Annotated in this window: 13 protein-coding genes and 1 pseudogene; 5 read left to right on the plus strand and 9 right to left on the minus strand. The window is 43.5% G+C overall.

Translation table 11 applies throughout. The annotated features are described in order from the left end of the window. Nucleotides 1-99: 99 nt before the first annotated feature. From V7K15_RS11640 to ppsA, 3 genes are read right to left on the minus strand one after another with little or no spacing between them, the layout of a single operon-like run. On the minus strand, nucleotides 100-459 hold the full coding sequence (locus tag V7K15_RS11640) for a XisI protein (RefSeq protein ID WP_334905656.1): 360 nt from the start codon (nucleotides 457-459) through the stop codon (nucleotides 100-102). Further along, complete coding sequence (locus tag V7K15_RS11645; protein WP_334905657.1) at nucleotides 429-866, minus strand: element excision factor XisH family protein; 438 nt, start codon at nucleotides 864-866, stop codon at nucleotides 429-431. Before V7K15_RS11645 ends, V7K15_RS11640 begins: the two co-directional genes overlap by 31 nt. A 40-nt stretch (nucleotides 867-906) precedes the next feature. Beyond that, nucleotides 907-3405 (minus strand): phosphoenolpyruvate synthase, encoded by a 2499-nt coding sequence (gene ppsA / locus V7K15_RS11650; RefSeq protein ID WP_334905658.1) that lies wholly within the window; start codon nucleotides 3403-3405, stop codon nucleotides 907-909. A 1159-nt stretch (nucleotides 3406-4564) separates the two neighbouring features. On the opposite strand from ppsA, the gene V7K15_RS11655 reads away from it, so the two are divergent. After that, a complete protein-coding gene (locus tag V7K15_RS11655; protein WP_334905659.1) occupies nucleotides 4565-6199 on the plus strand; it encodes an outer membrane protein assembly factor BamB family protein in 1635 nt (544 codons plus the stop codon). Nucleotides 6200-6649: 450 nt separating this feature from the next. Here V7K15_RS11655 and V7K15_RS11660 read toward each other — a convergent pair whose 3' ends face one another. The 3 genes from V7K15_RS11660 to V7K15_RS11670 all read right to left on the minus strand — a co-directional run bounded on the left by V7K15_RS11660 (nucleotide 6650) and on the right by V7K15_RS11670 (nucleotide 10121). Further along, entirely contained in the window at nucleotides 6650-7090 is a 441-nt protein-coding gene (locus V7K15_RS11660; RefSeq protein WP_334905660.1) for a DUF29 domain-containing protein, read from the minus strand. Between the two features lie 80 nt (nucleotides 7091-7170). Further along, nucleotides 7171-7899, minus strand: a complete 729-nt coding sequence (locus V7K15_RS11665; RefSeq protein ID WP_334905661.1) for a hypothetical protein — start codon at nucleotides 7897-7899, stop codon at nucleotides 7171-7173. A gap of 293 nt (nucleotides 7900-8192) precedes the next feature. After that, nucleotides 8193-10121 carry an alpha-amylase family glycosyl hydrolase gene (locus V7K15_RS11670; protein WP_334905662.1) on the minus strand — a complete coding sequence of 643 codons (1929 nt, stop codon included), beginning with the start codon at nucleotides 10119-10121 and terminating at the stop codon, nucleotides 8193-8195. A gap of 495 nt (nucleotides 10122-10616) precedes the next feature. Here V7K15_RS11670 and V7K15_RS11675 point away from each other — a divergent pair, with 495 nt between their 5' ends. The 3 genes from V7K15_RS11675 (at nucleotide 10617) to V7K15_RS11685 (ending at nucleotide 14543) form a co-directional block, all read left to right on the plus strand. Further along, nucleotides 10617-11666 carry a hypothetical protein gene (locus V7K15_RS11675; RefSeq protein ID WP_334905663.1) on the plus strand — a complete coding sequence of 350 codons (1050 nt, stop codon included), beginning with the start codon at nucleotides 10617-10619 and terminating at the stop codon, nucleotides 11664-11666. Between the two features lie 594 nt (nucleotides 11667-12260). Next, nucleotides 12261-14186, plus strand: a complete 1926-nt coding sequence (locus V7K15_RS11680; protein ID WP_334905664.1) for a protein kinase domain-containing protein — start codon at nucleotides 12261-12263, stop codon at nucleotides 14184-14186. Between the two features lie 138 nt (nucleotides 14187-14324). Then, a complete protein-coding gene (locus tag V7K15_RS11685; protein ID WP_334905665.1) occupies nucleotides 14325-14543 on the plus strand; it encodes a hypothetical protein in 219 nt (72 codons plus the stop codon). A 50-nt stretch (nucleotides 14544-14593) separates the two neighbouring features. On the opposite strand, the gene ribD is transcribed toward V7K15_RS11685, so the two are convergent. Then, nucleotides 14594-15676, minus strand: coding sequence for a bifunctional diaminohydroxyphosphoribosylaminopyrimidine deaminase/5-amino-6-(5-phosphoribosylamino)uracil reductase RibD (gene ribD / locus V7K15_RS11690; RefSeq protein WP_334905677.1), 1083 nt, complete (start codon nucleotides 15674-15676; stop codon nucleotides 14594-14596). A 136-nt stretch (nucleotides 15677-15812) separates the two neighbouring features. Then, nucleotides 15813-16412 (minus strand): MBL fold metallo-hydrolase, encoded by a 600-nt coding sequence (locus tag V7K15_RS11695; RefSeq protein WP_334905666.1) that lies wholly within the window; start codon nucleotides 16410-16412, stop codon nucleotides 15813-15815. 407 nt (nucleotides 16413-16819) lie between these two features. Between V7K15_RS11695 and V7K15_RS11700 the strand changes: the two are divergent. Further along, nucleotides 16820-17809, plus strand: a pseudogene (locus V7K15_RS11700) (pyridoxal phosphate-dependent aminotransferase). Nucleotides 17810-18235: 426 nt separating this feature from the next. On the opposite strand, the gene V7K15_RS11705 reads toward V7K15_RS11700, so the two are convergent. Beyond that, entirely contained in the window at nucleotides 18236-18619 is a 384-nt protein-coding gene (locus V7K15_RS11705) for an endonuclease domain-containing protein (protein WP_334905667.1), read from the minus strand. Nucleotides 18620-18634: the final 15 nt, after the last annotated feature.

Raw genomic sequence — 18634 nt, forward strand, 5'->3', positions numbered from 1 at the left:
GCAAAACTGAGATACTTCCTTAATAATTCTTCTTCCCCTACTCCCTACTCCCGTTCGGCTACGCTCACGGCAAGCCTACTCCCCACTCCCCATTCTCTACTATGCAACAGCAAATTCTGAATTTTCTCTCAGTTCCTCAGACCGAAATCCCAATACAATCCGATCCTTCGCCACACCAGCCCTAACTAGTTCCATTGCTAGCCCCTCTTCAGTACCATCACGTTGAATCCAAATTTTGCCATCAATAATATCAATGTGAATCAGACAGCCGTGAACGCGACGTGTTGCAGTCACAGAAAGTTCAGGCACCGATTCTCTACCAAGAATCATCACCAAATATCGATTCTGTTCTTTATCAAAAATAGTTTCATGCTGAATATTACCGTAAGAGTAAGGAATTTTCGTGTGTTCAGTAAGAATGCTGCAAATTATCTGTCTGTATTGTTCCAGAGTATCCATCGGACTATAACCTCCCGCTTTGGATTGAAAACGAGCAGAGGAATTTTGTAATCTTCCAATATAAGTTTACCAAGCGGCTCCTCCTCAAAAATGTCAGTAAAAATATCCTCATGAACAGCAATATACAAAGCCCTATCTGGATAATTGCGGGACATGACAGCAAGGTAAGTAAAGTACTGACCAATTGCCTGTTCGAGGTCTGCTACTTCCGAGTCACCACTAAAAGTCTTGATTTCAACAGCAATTTTCTGCGTTCCTTTTTCTGCTATGAGTAACTTTTCGGCTGCCAAATCCACGTACAGATCCTTTTTTCCCCACTTTAGATGAAAGGGATCGTCGGTAATCGTCCAGCCATCTTTAATTAAGGCATTCTTCAAGTTTTCGTGGTAACGGTCTTTAGCTGGCATAAATTACTCGAATTACGAATTACGAATTACGAATTACGAATTACGAATTACCCTCAACTTTTGCCACTTCCAGCATCGTCTTTAAAACCGAATCTGGATTCAGACTAATTGAGTCAATTCCTTGTTCAACCAAAAACTGAGCAAATTCTGGATAGTCGCTGGGTGCTTGTCCACAAATGCCGATTTTGCGATCGCATTTTTTCGCTGCTTCTATGGCCATTTTCACCATTCGCTTGACGGCTGGACTGCGCTCATCAAATAACCGCGCTACCAACGCCGAATCTCTATCTATCCCTAGTGTCAGCTGAGTTAGATCGTTGGAACCAATGGAGAAACCATCAAATACCTCAGCAAATTCCTCAGCCAGAATAACATTACTGGGTAACTCGCACATCACATAAACCTGCAAATCGTTAACACCTTGCTTTAAACCATTTTTTGCCATCTCTGCCAAAACTAAACGCCCTTCATCGGGAGTGCGACAAAAGGGAATCATCGGGATCACATTCGTTAAACCCATTTCTTCCCGTACCCGTTTGATGGCATCACATTCTAGGGCAAAAGCTTCTCTATAACCTTGATCATAGTAACGCGCCGCCCCTCGCCAACCCAGCATTGGGTTTTCTTCATGGGGTTCAAACTGTCGCCCACCTAACAAATTAGCATATTCATTACTTTTGAAATCTGACGTTCGGACAATCACTGGTTTAGGATAAAATGCCGCCGCAATTCTACCTATGCCTTGGGCTAATTTATCTACAAAATATTGGGCTTTATCGTCGTAAAGTGCAGTAATGTCAGCAATTTTAGCTTTCACAAATTCATCTTTTAACAAATCATAGTGAATCAACGCCATTGGATGAATTTGGATTTGGTTAGCGATGATAAATTCTGTCCGCGCTAAACCTACGCCATCGTTGGGAATTGCCGATAAACTTAATGCTTCTTGAGGATTACCCACATTCATTAAAATTTGAGTGCGAGTACGCGGTAAGTTCTCTAAAGGAACTTCTTGAACTTCAAAAGGTAATAAGCCTGCATAAACTTTTCCTTCTTCGCCTTCAGCGCAAGAAATTGTTACCTCTTGACCAGGTTTTAAAATTTCTGTAGCATTGCCACATCCCACGATCGCAGGTACACCCAATTCTCGTGCAATGATTGCTGCATGGCACGTTCTGCCCCCAGAGTTGGTGACAATTGCACTGGCGCGTTTCATAATTGGTTCCCAATCGGGGTCAGTTCTCTCTGTCACCAAAACTTCCCCGGCTTGGAACTGTCCGAGTTTCTGAACATCTAAAATTAGGCGTGCTTTTCCTTGACTAATTGCTTCTCCAATCGCCCGCCCAGTAATAAGGGGGAGTGGGGAGTCGGGAGTCGGGAGTGAGGATTGGGAAGTTTTTTCTCCAGTTCCTAGTCCCCAGTTCCCAGTCTCCAATAACAACCGATAACTCCGCAGCACATTTCCCGTCTTCTGCGACTGGACGGTTTCGGGACGCGCTTGCACAATAAAAAGTTGGTTAGTAATCCCATCTTTTGCCCACTCGATATCCATTGGAGTGTAAATGCCGTGGACTTGCGAATAATGGTCTTCAATTAAACACGCCCAATTTGCTAGTTGTAAAATCTCTTCATCACTCAGGGCGAATTTACCTCTTTCACTAGCCAGAACAGGCACATTTTTTGTAAATTTGGAGCCGTCATCATAGATCATTTTCAGTTCTTTACTGCCCAATTTTTTATCGATGATTGGGCGGAAACCAGTTTTTAAAGTTGGTTTAAAAACATAATATTCATCAGGATTTACAGACCCTTGGACAACATTTTCACCTAAACCGTAGGCGGCTGTAATCAGTGCCGCATCCTTAAATCCGGTTTCTGTGTCAATGGAGAACATCACCCCAGAGGTTGCTAAGTCAGAGCGCACCATTTTTTGCACGCCCACAGCTAGGGCAATGCTAAAATGGTCAAATCCCTTGGTGTGGCGATAAGAAATGGCGCGATCAGTAAATAGGGAAGCAAAGCATTTATGACAAGCTGCTAAAACTCCTTCGACACCGACAACGTTGAGGTAAGTTTCTTGCTGTCCGGCAAAACTCGCATCGGGTAAGTCTTCAGCAGTGGCGCTAGAACGAACTGCAACATCTGTCTCTGCGTTGTATCGTTCAGAAAGACTATGGTATGCTGTAGAGATCGCCTCTCGCAATTCTACAGAAAATGGGGTGTGGATTAATAGCGATCGCGCTTTTTTACCTCGTTCCCGTAAATTTTTGACATCTTCAACATCCAAGTCAGCAAAGAGTTCGCGTAGCTTTGGTTCTAAGCCTGCTGATTGGATGAAATGACGATAAGCGTAAGCAGTGGTAGCAAATCCGGTGGGAACGTTAATGCCTTTGGGCGTTAGCTGTTGAATCATTTCCCCTAATGAGGCATTTTTACCACCAACTACAGGGATATCAGCAATACCAACTTCATCAAACCAGAGAATGAGCGATCGCTCTTTGGAAAATTGAGATAAAGTACTTGTCGATACTGTAGTCATAAATATTACCTTTTAAGTTTATACTGAATTTGTCAGTGTATAACTGTCAGTATATTTTGCCCATATTCGATTTGAGATTTTTGATCTTGTCGCATGATTTCATATTTGGCGATAAAATGCAAAGCTATGTGAATAACAATTAAGAATTATTCACGTTAACGGAGAGGAACGGCTTTTGCATAGCATAAATTTTTCTTGAGGTATTTTAGGGACTGCGCGATCGCCCCTAGCATTTACTGGGAACTATTTACCAATCACCAGTTGTCACCACTTCAGGAGGCATCACCCTGAATGGAGAAGCTGTATTAACGAACATCACGACATTCATAAGGAACATCACGACATTCATAATGAACATCACGACATTCATAATGAACATCACGACATTCATAATGAATATCACGACATTCATAATGAACATCACGACATTCATAATGAACATCACGACATTCATAATGAACATCACGATATTTATAATGAATATCACGACATTCATAAGGAACATCACGACATTCATAATAAACATTCAGTACTCTGGCTTACCTCACCCTCAATCCCTCTCCTTATAAAGGAGAGGGAAGCTAGAGACAGGATGAAGTTTTGCATTTTATTTATAGCAGAATTCAAGTATTTGAACCACATCTTTCGTAGGGGCACAGCAATGATCATACGTGTCAACTTAACGTAAAAGCCAGTCTATAACTAGCTTTTAGATTGTCTGGTTCCCAGTCTCCGACTGGGAATGCCGTTCTAGAGGCTCCGCCTCCCTTGCTGGCGGCAGAGCCTCAATTGATCTGCATTTCCATAGCCTTCTTGCTGGAAACGAGGTTTTAAAGGGGTTTGCCCTTAAGTTGACACTAATGAGCAATGCTATGCCCTTATTGCGTAGTCTATTTACTTGAAAATAGCTGTAATCCACGTTCCTTAGAGGAAGTCAGGATTAAGAAGTTGTTCTATAGAACCCATTTAATTTGTCACTGTACACCAGGTGCGAGATATCAGTTATCTACTTACTTGCTTTATGGTAGGCTATCAGCAATTATGGCTTTTTTAGCAAAAGTATAACAGAGCCATAACAGATTGTCTTAAGTAGTAGTGGAACTTGGTAATGGTGACTAAAAGTTATTCGTTTTGCCTTCGAGCAGTTGGAGTTGTTACAATGGCATTGATACTGGTCGTGCCAACGATTGTTAGTCGTGCTAATGATAGCCAGTGGAAGTGGAATGGCGAGTGGAAGTGGGATGGCGAGTGGAAGTTGGGTGGTCAGAACTTAAAGAATACCCGCAATCAAGCGACTGAGAGATATCTCAAACCAGAGAACGTAGCTTCCTTGTCCCCCAAATGGGTTTTTACTACAGGTGGTGAGATATCAGCGACACCGGCGGTTGTAGATGGAGCTATATACCTGCCTGACTGGGCTGGAAACTTGTTCAAGATCGATGCACAGACGGGTGCCCAGATTTGGTCAAATACTATCGCCAACTACATCAGTGACCCAAGTATCCCAAAAGCGAGTTCGGGCACACCTTACTCAATTATCCCAACAGCGATGTCGCGCACAAGTCCAGCGGTGAAAGGGAACAAAGTGATTATCGGCAGCCAGGGTGGTGCCTACCTGATGGCAATTAACAAAGATACGGGCAAGCTAATCTGGAAGACAAAACTTGACTCTCATCCAAAGGCCGTCATCACTCAATCGCCAGCGATTTATCGCAACCGTGTATACGTTGGGGTTGCCTCACTGGAGGAGGGAGACCCTTTCGTAAATCCAAATTACAAATGCTGCACCTTCCGTGGCAGCATGGCATCAGTCGATTTGACCACCGGAAAGATATTGTGGAAGACCTACACCGTACCGGACAACGGTGGCCAACCGGGTGGCTACTCAGGCGTAGGAGTGTGGGGGAGTACACCAGCAATCGACCCCAAGCGAAAGTCAGTATATATTGCAACAGGCAATAACTACGAGGTGCCCCAGACGGCAAAAGATTGCATCGCCAAGCTCTCTTCGCCAACGCCGAGCGATCAGTCGAAATGCCTCGATCCCAACAATTATATTGACGCGATCATGGCACTTGATCTCGATACCGGCGCGATTAAGTGGTCGAATAAGCTGGAGGGGTACGATACGTGGAATGTTGCCTGCCAGTTTGGCCTGGCGCGCAATTGCCCTGACCCCAAAGGAGAGGATTATGATTTCGCCCAGGGTCCGATGCTCTTTACCGTTAAAAATGCTGGACAACGGCGCGACTTAATCGGCGCTGGGCAAAAGAGCGGCGTCTTTTGGGCGCTTGACCGGGATAACGGTCAAGTCGTCTGGAGCCAAATCGTTGGCCCTGGTGGCACAACGGGTGGAATCCAGTGGGGTTCAGCCACAGATGGTCAACAAATTTATGTCGCCATCTCAAACGCTCAATCCCAGGAGTACAAGCTACAACCATCGGGTAAGACTACTAAAGGTGGGTCATGGAGTGCGCTCGACGCAGCGACTGGCAAGATTATCTGGCAAATTGCGGACCCAGCAGGTGCGAAGGATCAGGCTCCAATGACGGTAGCGAATGGAGTAGTGTATGCTGGCTCCCTGGCATCAGGGCAAGACTCAAATAACATGTATGCATTGGACGCAAAGACTGGTAAAATTCTCTGGGATTTTAACAGCGGGGGGTCAGTGGTTGCAGGTGCCGCGGTGGTTAATGGTACGGTCTATTGGGGCTCCGGCTACAGCCACTACGGACTAGGCGTGTTTAATAATAAACTATACGCATTCACAGTCTCCAAATCAAAGATGCGGTAGTACTAAACAAGTAATTAGGACTTACGCATTGACAGAGAAGCCAAAGTAACAGGTATAGTTTTCAAGGCTTATAGCTAGATTTTTCAATGATACAGCAGAATTCCGAATTCAGGAGGGGAGCCGGAGACGCTCCGCCGAGGCGTCAGAATTCAGAATTAGAATAGGCTCTGTGCCTAGCTTTGAGGCTTAGATGGTGTACTCCACTAACTTTAAATCTGCTGTATTTTAGCGATCGCAACCAATCAAAAGTGATTAATAAAAGCCTGAAACAACGTATTTACGTTTATCCATAAGATGGTTATTTTGTATAGTGCGTAAGACCTAATTAGCTCATGTCCGCCAAATTACCCATAATAAAAGAACCCTACCCCGGCAAAGCTACACTTTGTCTCCCTCCCCGCCGGCTCTTAGGGGCTGAGGGTGGGGTGCAATGACTGTGGGAATCATAACTTAATTATCCGAACTTGATTTAAGAAGTTGTTCGGTACTAAAAGGACACTCAAGGGGAAAAGTTTCTATTGGTATTTGAGTCTCATTTGCTGCATCTCTACGGGCGCGGCGATAATATTTCTGTATCCACTCCCAGTCTTCTAGAAAGCGCTGCAAACTAGGAGTATCTTCTAAACAATCTTGAATTTGGTTTCGGCTGTTAGAAATTGTGTTAACCCAACTTTTGGTTTTTCGCTCTGGTTGATATTGACATTTGAGTAAATGCATTAAAAGCACCTGCAAATAACTTCCAAGTTCCTTTTGTTCACTCCGACCCAAAGTCTCTAGTTCCTCTACCAAATGTTCAACGTCTAACTCAGCCCAGCGTCCTTTCTTCAGGCACTCAGCCTGTTGTTGTGTCCACAGTAGAAAGTCCTGATTGTAGAGTGTTGCTTTACTCATCAACAGTTATCCCCTCTGCTTTCAGCGACATTTCTCATATTTTCGCCCAATGCAATGCTGTACTAGACATCTTACAATTATTACCTCCTCACAGCAATTGTGTAACTAGGTAGATGTGAGACATCTGCTTGAGTTTTCACAAGTCGCCAGTCATTATCTATATATAAATGCTCAAATACTTGAGAAGTTGCTAAGTATGTTTTTTTAAATTCATTAACATGATTTATCTCTAGATTTTCTAAGTTGAGAGCTTTTGACGCATTCGGTTTGACTTTAGTGTTAACTACATTAGTAAACCAGTTATAGACTGATTCTAAAGTTAGAGGAACTTCTCTATTTTTAAAAGCCTGAAATCGATCAATGTTTTCAAGATACCATTTCCCATTTTTAACTTCATATTTCTGAATTACCATGAAATCATAAGCTGGTAATTTTGATTGAACATTATCGGATAAAGATGACTCTTTTCCTAGTAGATAACGAGCTACACTGGCACAGTAACCATCTTGTTGGAAAATTTGGAAGCACTGATCTTGTATTCTTTTCGGTAAACTCTCATGAAACGATATGGTAGACCAGATTGGTGTCCAAATACCTACTAAAAGTCGTAATTGCTCTGTAACACTGAAAACAGGATTCCGTTGGCTCAATTTGATAAAATAGGGAAGTAACTCAGTTTTATAAAAATTTATTTCGGTATTTAAAGCTTCTGGGTTTCGTCCTTGAACCCGTGCCAAAATTTCATTTTTAAATTCTAGTTTTTTAGGAGCACTTAATTGATTTTTTAGTAAGAGTTCGAGCATTACCATTTATCTTTTAGCTCCTCTTTTTGACAGCTATTAGGTATTTATCTGCTTGATACTATCTATTCTCACTCCCAAAATGGTGTGATCTAGATCACTGTAAGCTAAAATGTATACCCTTACTTAATCATTCGTAAACAACGAGATCCCCGACTTCTTTAAGAAGTCGGGGATCTGAGTCTTGTAATTTGAACGAAATCAAATAGGATTGCTATGTTTAAGGGCTATCAATTCACAAACAATGAAATGCGAAGGATGAAAATTTTGCTACTTCACACTTCCATGTTTATCTGAAATTTCTAAGATTCTCTTCCCGACGCCCAGGTGTCACGCCATTTAACGGTACCTTCTTTGGCAATCACCCAACGGCGATTTACGAGATTTTCCCGCAGAGGCGATCGCCCTTCCCGCCACATGGCATATTTATAAGCAATCAGCTTACCAGCACTTTCATCAAAGGGAATCTCAGCAGACCAGGTATTTAAGTTGATGTACTCTAAAGGATATGCTTTATTAATATCCCAGTTACCCAACTCTGGGCAATCTCCTGTCACCACAATGATTTCACCGGGTTTAGTATCCACACCAGTCAGTTGGACGCGGACAATTGTCTGTCCTTTTATCCTTTCCCCAACGTGGCTGAAAACAAGCACTCCCCGTTCTTCTAATACTAGGTTATAAATCTTGCCGTCTTTTACTTCATACTTGTTGCGAGTCACCACGCAGGTATGTTCGCCATCGGGTAATTCTGTTTCTACTTCTGGTAAGGTAACTTCTCCTCCCCGGTTTAAAGCTACAAAACACAAAGAGTCACGATAACGGCGCACATAACAGTAAATGTCAGGGGTGAGATATTTTGACCAATGGCTACCCATTGACACGGCTGGATTCAGTCGCCGTAAGCCAGACAGCAGCCTGATGCAACGATAAATCTCACTCTCAGTATCCCAACTTTCCATCATCGGACGGTTATAGGGATCGTTACCGCCATCGGTGTCGTTATGTAGATACTGTTCTGTGCCGTAGTAAATGCAGGGAATGCCGCGAGATGTCATAATTAAGGCGATCGCTAGCTTCAACATCGCTGGATCGGGGTTCAGCGATTGGAAGCGGGACATATCGTGGTTATCGATGAAGGTGACTAACTCTGTTGCCCCCTTATAGCGATAATCTTGGTCAAAAATGTATTGAATTGTTTGGAATCCATTTTCTGAACCTTGCGCTAGGGCGGCTCGAATTGCCACGCACAAGCCAAAATCTAGAAGTGTCATCCCTGAGTGGTTAACAAATTCCACAGAGCGATCGTCACTAGGATTACTGTAAATCCATTCACCAAATATAAATACATCTGGTTTGTGATTGGTCATCTCGCCAGTGAATTCTTGCCAAAACCAGATAGGCATGTGCTTGACAGTATCCACCCGCAGTGCATCCACACCCCGGTCTAGCCATTGTTTGATGGCTGACTTAATATACTCTCGATATTCGGTATTGTTTTCATTAAAGGTTGCTAAACCAGATAGTTCACAGTTCTGTACTTGCCAATCGTCTTCCCAGTTCTGCACCTCACCATAGTGGTGATACCAATTATTGACATCATCATTGAAGTCAGCAATTTTCACACCATCATCATACAATTCGCCTTTACTACCACTAGTATCAGGGCTGCTATGGTTGCAGACAATATCTAGCACCAACTTCATATTCCGTTTGTGCAGTTCCGCAATTAACCGATCAAAGGTCGTATTTTTTTCTTCTTGGGTAGCGTTTAAAGAAGGGTTTTCTCCGTCAGCAATGTAGCGAGGATTAAGCCGCTTAAAATCTTTTGTCCAATAGCCATGTAGCGCTGCATTGCCAACAAATAACTCTTCAACCTGCTCGAACAGTGGAGTTAGCCAAAGGGCTGTCACTCCCATGTTTTTGAGATAGTCCAATTTGTCGATCACACCTTGCAAGTCGCCACCCCAATACTTACCCCACTCTTGTCTAGTTGGATCGTAGAGTTCTGAGTTTGCACCTTCGCTGTTATCTGGATCGCCATCATAAAAGCGATCGACCACAAGAAAATAAATCGTTTCCTGACGAAATTCAATATCTCTAGTGTAAAGAAACTCTAGGTCAATCTCAGTTTCTGATGGTGGTGTTTGTATAATAGCGTCTACTTTTTCTTGTGCAGAATCAACTTTGTATTGATCTGGTGAAAACTGAGATGGAGGGGTTTTTACCATAAAAAAACTCAAAATTTCATGTAATTCATATTTATTTGTAGAACCAACAGTACAATCTTTTGAGTATTGTCTGTCACTACAAACTTTTGTATTGTGACATCCGTCCCACGGTGTAGGTATCTATCGCTAGCTAGTTTATAATTCTATCGATAGATATAATTCATCTGCTAGAGGATAAAAATAAAGGAATATAGCATTTATTAACGCTATAACAAAAATTTACAATATTTAGTCAAAGTAACTTGCAGTAAATATTGAGACTATTTAGGGTTTAAGTGTATATTTGACAACAGATTTTAAAAGAGTCATCAAGGTTCCGTTGCACCTGAGCAATACTGATTAAACCACGTATTAGCCAACTTTTTCTCTAGAAGATTTGCTCAATTGATCAAAGGTGCTGAGTACTTTTACCTGACTCAGCACTGAGTAAGGTAAACTGACCATTGTCACTTTCAATCTGTTATTACTATTAAGCAATTAATTCAGGTAGCAATTATGACCAAATATGACAAGGTTTTTAACTCACCAAAGACATCAGAGGAATCACTAAGTGCAGAGGAAGCGGTGGCGGCGATCGCAACTGTCACGGCGATCGCTGATTCATCCATTGAAGATGTAGATGCAGAAAGTTTAGCAGGTATCCTTTGGGAATTCGAGGTTTTCGAGGAATACTCAGAAGATGAAATCACAGAAATAGTTGATAGACTGATAGGCATTGCAGAAGAAGAGGGAATAGGGCCTTTGTTTAATGTCGCCAAAGTATCTCTCTCAGATGAATTAGTGTTGGATGGTTTTGCAGCCGGGGTAATAGTGCTTTTAGACGATGAACTCGCCATCCCCAAATCGAAACAAGCCTATCTCAAAAAGCTACAAGCAGCCTTGGAACTTGAGGATGAAGAAGCAGAGGAAATCATCAAAGAGGTAATTGCAGCCTTTAAAGAAGCAGAAGAGGAAGAAGATGCAGATGATGAAGATGAAACAGTAGTCATAGAAGATTTTACTGAACAGATATATCAATCACCTTTAGGTAATTTTACGGTGACAATTCCGGTTGATCCGCAGCAGGGCGGTAGAATTCAAAGTCAGGAAGGAGTAGTTGGCTTTTCCGATGACATCGGTACTTTGCTGAGAATCGATTATTATCCTTTCCCCTTGGAACAGTTAGAGGAACTGGAGTCTGTTGGACAAGAAGAATATTTACAAACAATCTTAGTAGACAAGTATGTACCCCAAGCGATTTTTACTAATGTACCAGATGCTTCTGTGGAGTATTCTGAATATCTGGAAGATATTTTGCGAGGCGCTTACTACGTGTTAATCGATATGCCCAAAGGTTCCACGATTTCTAAGCAAGAAAATAATGGAACTGCGATCAGATTAGACGCTTACCGAGGGCTGCTCACTTTTGTCAGTGGGGAATTTTTGTATATAGTTAGTAGTCAGCACAGCTTCATTGACGGCGAAACTCCCGATTCTGTTGAAGAAGAAGCTGAAGACATCAAGGAGAGTATTTTAGAGTTTGTTGAGACTATAGAGTTCACTTAAGTATATGTCACCGCAAAAAAGGGTTGAAAATAGAGTTTTTATGGTGACGTGTATTAAATAATTTCTCTATCCAAAAAAGCGATCGCGCTTGGGATTGACAAATAAAAACATATCCAACTACTGATTGTGGGGTGGGCGACACGAGCGCCCTTAACCAAAGGTGAGCAAGACTTTCCTGCGGAACGCTACGCTAACGGCGTGAGCGCTCAGTCGAACGCTGCCCCGCGACAATATTGGATAATTTATTTTAGGACTTACGCAAAACTACACGCACTGTAGGGGCAATACCCTGCGGTCAGCTAAAGCTACATGAATTGCCCCTACAGCTAAAACATCATTTATACCAAAATCCGTCCTATAAGCGATGCACTGAGCTTGTCGTACCACTTCTCTAGGAGACGCTCCGCGTAGCTTGTCCTCCGCAGGAGTACGTGGAAGCAAGCTACGCGCAGCGTCTCGTAGAGAAGTGGACGGGGTTTTAGACCCAATTTTTCGATAACTGAATCCACTCATCTGATGTACATTTGAAAAGGGCGATGTCTAACGACAAGCCCAGAGGCGGAGTGTCTCCGGTGTCTACGCTTGTAATTTTTCATGACAATAACCCTGCTGAACAATCGTTATCAAGTTATTCAGGTAATCGGCGCTGGTGGGTTTGGCGAAACCTTTCTAGCAGAAGATGTCCATATGCCTTCTCGCCGTCGCTGTGTGATCAAGCAACTCAAACCGATAACCAATAATGACCCGCAAACCTACCAACTTATCCAACAACGGTTTGAACGGGAAGCAGCAACGTTGGAATATTTGGGTGAAAGTAGTCACCAAATTCCTAAACTCTACGCCTACTTTTCTGAGAACGGGCAATTTTACCTTGTCCAAGAATGGATTCACGGCCAAACCCTAACACAAATTGTCGAAGCCAAAGGATTTGAGAGTGAAACTACTGTTCGGCAAATTCTCTTGAGTCTGCTTTCAGTCTTAGATTATGTTCACAGCAAAGGGATTATTCACCGGGATATCAAGCCAGATAACATCATTCTGCGTTCTGGTGATGGCAAGCCAGTTTTGATTGATTTTGGTGCAGTCAAAGAAACAATCCGTTCAGTAGGGAATTCTCCAGGATACCCGACACGATCGCTCGTCATTGGTACGCCTGGATATATGCCTAGTGAACAAGCTGTTGGCCGTCCAGTTTACGCCACTGATATCTATAGCTTAGGTTTAACAGCGATTTATCTGCTGACTGGTAAACATTCGCCACAACTACTAACTGATCCCAAAACTGGGGAAATAATTTGGCAGCAGTACGCCCCTAACGTCTCTTCCGAATTTGCGGCGGTAATCAATCAAGCAATTAAGCCTCATGCTGGCGATCGCTACAGCACTGCTAGTAAAATGTTACACGCCTTGCAGTCTGCTACTAATATACCACCGACTGAGTTAGTTGCAAATACTTCCACAGTCATTTATTCTCCCACTGCTACACCGACTCGGCAAACTCAGCCATTATATTCCCCACAAAAAAATTCTGCGTTAGCGTTCGCGCAGCGTTCCGTAGGAAAGCTCACCGTTGGCGTAGCGTCTCGCAGAGAAGGTATCGCCCCGCCTAACTCTGGGGGAAACTGGCAAAAACCTGCTGTAATTGTTGGTAGTTTGCTGGTAGGCGGCTTGGTTGGTGCGATCGCATTTTCTAGCATCACTCGTCAGCAACAACCAGAGATAACTATTGCCACAAGTCCCACCCTATCACCAGAATCTTTGCCCACGACTTCTCCATCTCCCGAACCGCCTGTTTCTTCCCAAACTTCTCCAGTTCTAGTTGTACCGACCTCACGACCACAACAGCCAGTAATTCCCGATCCTTCACCAACCTTTAAGCCCCTAGTTGTATCCAGACCACAGCGAAAAAAGAAGCCTGTAATTTTAGATACTCCAGCACCAGTAGTAGTATCCACACCAGAGCCAGAACCAGAGAAGGAGGCGATGCCGAATCTGGGCAATACCAACACAGTTCCCACACCAGAAGCGCGTTCCATACCACAGAACAAACCGCGCAGTAAATTAGCTGCCACTATTAGCAGAGAAAGCGTTCCCGCATTCCCTACAGGTACAGCAAGAAACATCGTAGAAGCTACCCTCGGCAAACCAAATCAAGATTTAAGAGGCTCATGGGGCAATACCCGTGCTGTGGTTTACAAACTTGTGCCAGATAAAATTGACCTTGGCTACTTATTTGATCGTAATTCTAAAGTGCTACGTCAAACTGAGGTATCTTTTGCCCAATCGGTAGACCAGGAGGTAATGCAGACTACCTTGAATGGATTGTTAGATGGGCAAGCCACTGAAAAAATTAAGCAGGGGCTAAAACAGGTACAAGAGCGCCAGTCGGATAATTTTAGTTTCAAGAATGGCTCAGTTAAAGGTCAGATTATCCGCCAAGAATGTGATTTTATTTACATCAGCATTTGGGATGTCGATTTACATGATTTTGTGAGTCCATCGACAGCCAAAAGGTGTTAATTTCATGGGAGATTAACGGAAGTATTATTAAAAACTGAGTTTTAATAATACTTGTTTCAACTTCTACTTCATGTCGTAAACTGCGATCGCAATTGTGTAATCTGAAGACAGTTAAGCCAATTATTGAATTGAGGTTTGATGACTTCTACAATTATGCGTCAGCTTTGGTCAGTGGTTGAAACCGCTCAAGCCAAGCTCCTCTTGCAACTGGATGATGCTAGTTTGGTGCAGTGGTTAGTGAAACAAACCGAAACGCAAGTGTTGTTAGATTCTAACGAAACTGATTTTCTCAATCACTATATTCAATCTCGGCTAGCCCTAATACGTGATATTGCCTATGAACGTCATTCTTTATGATGCCTACGGCGGGCTACGCCAACAGAAAATCACGATCAACAAATTGATAATCAAGTGTTATTACTATTGATTTTTTTGGGAAAATAACCTTCTATTAAGCAGTCAGAGCCGACTACACGCCAACGAACACGTTCTAGAGACAACGCCTCAGTCATGGTAGTAAAACCTAAATCGCCTACAGGTGTGGGAGCAATGCTACCACCAATGATTTTCGGGGCGATAAATGCTAAAACTTTTTGCACTGCTCCTTGAGCGATCGCACTTGCAGCTAAAATACCACCACACTCCCACAACACGCTACAAAAACCCCGCTCATATAAGTACGCCATAGCCTTATCTGGTGTAAGTGATGTGAATTTCACGACCTCCACCCCTTTGTTGAGCAACAGTTCTTGAAAATCGGGGTTAGCACCCTCCTCTGTCAACACCAAAGTTGGAGCATCCGCAGTTTCCCACAGATGGGCACTTTCCGGTAAGTTGAGCTGGCGACTCATCACCACCCGCAGGGGATTATGTGCCCCCACCTGATGGCTGGTTAAGTAAGGATTATCCTGTCGGACTGTATTACCACCGACAATTATTGCATCACAACCCGCTCGCAATTGATGTACTTCCCTGCGGGAATCTTGGCTTGTCACCCAGGCGCTGTTACCAGAGGTGGTGGCAATCTTACCATCTAAAGTCATGGCATATTTTAAAATTCCCAAAGGTCGTTTGTAGAGAATGCGATGCACAAAAGCTTCATTTAGCTGATGACAAGCTGACTCTTCTACTCCTACCAAGACTTCGATCCCCGCCGCCCGTAAACGGGCAATACCACCTCCAGCTACCAGGGGATTAGGATCAACCATACCCACCACCACTTTTGCCACCCCTGCTTGGATCAATCCTTCCGAACAAGGGGGAGTACGTCCGTAGTGATTGCAAGGTTCGAGGTTGACATAGATTGTTGCACCACGAGAGCCAACACCTGCGGCTTTCAAAGCAAACACTTCTGCATGAGGCTCACCTGCACGAGGATGAAACCCAACGCCTACAATCTCGCCATCCTTGACAATCACCGCTCCCACTAGCGGATTTGGCGAAGTACGTCCTAAAGCGCGGCGAGCAAGTTCTAAACACCGCAGCATCATGCGAGAGTCAAAGTCAGTTCCTACCTTTTCCTTTATAGGAGAATTTGATCCAAACAATTCTTCTTACAGCCTTTTATCATCTATTTGAACCACAATCTCCTGTAGGGTAGCACACCTAGCTGTGCTACCCATCCATTTACAACGTCGCTACAAGTTCCTGTAAGCGATCGCACCCATCGCGGAAGACTGGCCAACCATCCCCCACCAGCACTGCTTCTACTCGACTCAGTTGAGCCAACCTGCGAACAGAAGCAACAGCCTCCTCTCGATTCAGCAGCTTGTCATCTGGCAAAATCGTTAAGCTACCTGCTTTGCGTGCCCGTACTAAGTCCCCTGTGATCAAAGTTGTTTCCTCCAGTAACAGAGCCAATTCACCGGGAGTTTTCGAGCCTTGAAGTTCAATCGCCTGAAGTCCTGGTACTAATTCTTCACCATCAGACAGCCAGCGATCGCAATGTATAGGAAAAGTGTCTTTTTCTGCCAGAGGACCGGCAATCTTAGCATAGGTTTGATCGGCAATTTCTTTACTTGCCCTGATATGTTCAGAATTCGTCAACACAATCCAAACTACACCACCGAGGGATTTCAGATGATTCCAATCATGGTTTGATAGGGCTACTGGGTCAATCAAGATGTTGCCATCTGGGCGAATCCAGGCAATCCCATTGAAATCAATATTTCTTGCCGGATTGAAATTAGACCAGCTATAAAGATCGGGACGGTGCAAAGATTTCATGATGATTCTGGATCAGTACCTTCAATAATTGACTATTAATCTCAATAATTAAGTATATAGATTATCAGGTTGCATTCCCTCTGGATCTGGAATTTGAGTATACTACGATTAATCTATCGATTTTATCGGTTTGAGAAAAATTCCCCCATAACTGCAATAGAGAGCAACGGAGGTATAGAGGTGAGTGAGATTGGGCGCAAAAAAATATCAGTGAAGGCAGAGCAGTTTAGAGAGTCGGTGATTCGAGAAATGACCAGGGTAGCACTGCAATACGGTGCAGTGAATCTGGGCAGGGGTTCCCTGATTTTCCCTGTCCCTTGGAGTTGAAACAGGCAGCTTACGAAGCAATAGAGGCAGATGTAAATCAGTATGCCATCACTTGGGGCGATGTCTGGCGACAAGCCGCTTTGCGTCTACGCCCCTTTCGTCACGCGATCGCCAACAAAGTTCGTTGGTATCTGGGCTTAGATATCGATCCCGAAACCCAAATCACCGTCACCTGCGGCTCCACAGAAGCAATGGCAGCTGTGATGCTGGCGACAGTCGATCCCGGTGAGGAAGTAATTATATTTGAGCCGTATTACGAAAACTACGGCCCTGATGTGATTTTAGTTGGTGCCACACCCCGCTACGTGACACTGCATCCCCCCGATTGGACATTTGATCAAGCACAGTTGCGTCAAGCTTTCAATGCCAATACTAAAGCTATTATTATCAACACACCCCATAACCCCACAGGCAAAGTCTTCACCCGTGAAGAACTCACCCTAATTGCTGAACTTTGTTAAAAGTGGGATGTGTTAGCGTTCACTGATGAAATCTATGAACATATTCTCTATGACGATATTCAACATATCGCCTTAGCGACCCTTCCCGGTATGGAAGAACGCACTGTTACTATCAACGGCCTTTCTAAAACTTACAGCGTCACCGGATGGCGAGTCGGCTACATTTTGGCAAATCCCGAATTGACAGGAGCGATTCGCAAAGTCCATGATTTCCTCACCGTTGGCGCTCCTGCACCATTGCAACGAGCCGGAGTTGCCGCCATGCAACTGCCACCATCCTATTATGAAGAACTAGCCAAACTTTATCACCAGAAGCGAGACAGTATTTTACAGATTTTAGATCAAGTTGGCATTCCCTATTTCGTTCCCCAAGGAGCCTATTATGTGCTTGCAGATATTTCCAAATTCGGCTACAAAACAGATATTGAATTCACTTACCATCTAATTAAAGAGATTGGTGTTGTCGTAGTTCCCGGTTCCAGCTTTTTCAGCCAACCAGAAAAAGGACATTCATTGATCAGATTCTGCTTTAGCAAAAGACCTGAGACATTACAAACAGCGAGCGATCGCTTACTCAAATTGCAATCAACTCTACAACTGACATCTTAACATTCTTCTCCTCTCTGATCTTTGCGTCCAACTCTTCTCTACGAGAGGCTGCGCCAAGGAAACGCTACGCGTAGTTTGTCCTCCGCAGGAGTGGTTTGTTTAACATCCAAATTAATTCAATACGAAAGACGCATCACACATTGGCGAAAATGCTCTACAATAACCTGAGTTTTTTGAGCTAGGTTGTGTGCATGGAGTGATAAAAATTTAGCGATAGCTCGACTCGTTTTCTTTTTATTAATGTTAGGATCGTCTGCGATCGCCTTACTGATTTTGAAATAAGTTCTGTCCTTTGGCTGGTCATTGCATAGAAGACCTTTTTTAGTTGGCTTTGAGAAGGGTTGCCCTCATCCCCTAACCCCTTCTCCCATATTTGGGAGAAGGGGAACTGGAGAATTTACTTCCTTTTACTTCCCTCTCCCGGAATCAGGAGAGGGGCTGGGGACTAATGCAGCCTGAAACAATCAGATATAAAACTTTTTCCAACTGTTGCATAACCTCTTCATTCTGGAAACGCAAAACTTTATAATTGTAAGTTTCTAGATATTTCGTTCTATCTGCATCATAGTCTGTCTGATTATCATGGATTGCTCCATCTAACTCAATGACTAGTTTGCAAACTGGACAGTAAAAGTCAAGAATAAAACGTCCAACTGGGTGCTGACGGCGAAACTTGAAACCACCTAGTTTACCTCCTCTTAAAGCTTGCCATAGTTGCTTTTCAGATGGCGTGAGTTTTTTGCGTAGTTGTATAGCTGCGGCTTCTATTTCTGGTGTAGTACCTCGAATTCTGGCAGATGATTTGGGCATGAGATTTTGAAGCTT

The sequence above is a fragment of the Nostoc sp. genome (genome assembly GCF_036919815.1).
Taxonomy (GTDB): domain Bacteria; phylum Cyanobacteriota; class Cyanobacteriia; order Cyanobacteriales; family Nostocaceae; genus Nostoc.

What these genes read in the sequence shown, in the direction of transcription:
- V7K15_RS11640 (WP_334905656.1), bottom strand. Translation starts at nt 459, where the DNA reads ATGGATACTCTGGAACAATACAGACAGATAATTTGCAGCATTCTTACT.
- V7K15_RS11645 (WP_334905657.1), bottom strand. Translation starts at nt 866, where the DNA reads ATGCCAGCTAAAGACCGTTACCACGAAAACTTGAAGAATGCCTTAATT.
- ppsA (WP_334905658.1), bottom strand. Translation starts at nt 3,405, where the DNA reads ATGACTACAGTATCGACAAGTACTTTATCTCAATTTTCCAAAGAGCGA.
- V7K15_RS11655 (WP_334905659.1), top strand. Translation starts at nt 4,565, where the DNA reads ATGGCATTGATACTGGTCGTGCCAACGATTGTTAGTCGTGCTAATGAT.
- V7K15_RS11660 (WP_334905660.1), bottom strand. Translation starts at nt 7,090, where the DNA reads ATGAGTAAAGCAACACTCTACAATCAGGACTTTCTACTGTGGACACAA.
- V7K15_RS11665 (WP_334905661.1), bottom strand. Translation starts at nt 7,899, where the DNA reads ATGGTAATGCTCGAACTCTTACTAAAAAATCAATTAAGTGCTCCTAAA.
- V7K15_RS11670 (WP_334905662.1), bottom strand. Translation starts at nt 10,121, where the DNA reads ATGGTAAAAACCCCTCCATCTCAGTTTTCACCAGATCAATACAAAGTT.
- V7K15_RS11675 (WP_334905663.1), top strand. Translation starts at nt 10,617, where the DNA reads ATGACCAAATATGACAAGGTTTTTAACTCACCAAAGACATCAGAGGAA.
- V7K15_RS11680 (WP_334905664.1), top strand. Translation starts at nt 12,261, where the DNA reads ATGACAATAACCCTGCTGAACAATCGTTATCAAGTTATTCAGGTAATC.
- V7K15_RS11685 (WP_334905665.1), top strand. Translation starts at nt 14,325, where the DNA reads ATGACTTCTACAATTATGCGTCAGCTTTGGTCAGTGGTTGAAACCGCT.
- ribD (WP_334905677.1), bottom strand. Translation starts at nt 15,676, where the DNA reads ATGATGCTGCGGTGTTTAGAACTTGCTCGCCGCGCTTTAGGACGTACT.
- V7K15_RS11695 (WP_334905666.1), bottom strand. Translation starts at nt 16,412, where the DNA reads ATGAAATCTTTGCACCGTCCCGATCTTTATAGCTGGTCTAATTTCAAT.
- V7K15_RS11705 (WP_334905667.1), bottom strand. Translation starts at nt 18,619, where the DNA reads ATGCCCAAATCATCTGCCAGAATTCGAGGTACTACACCAGAAATAGAA.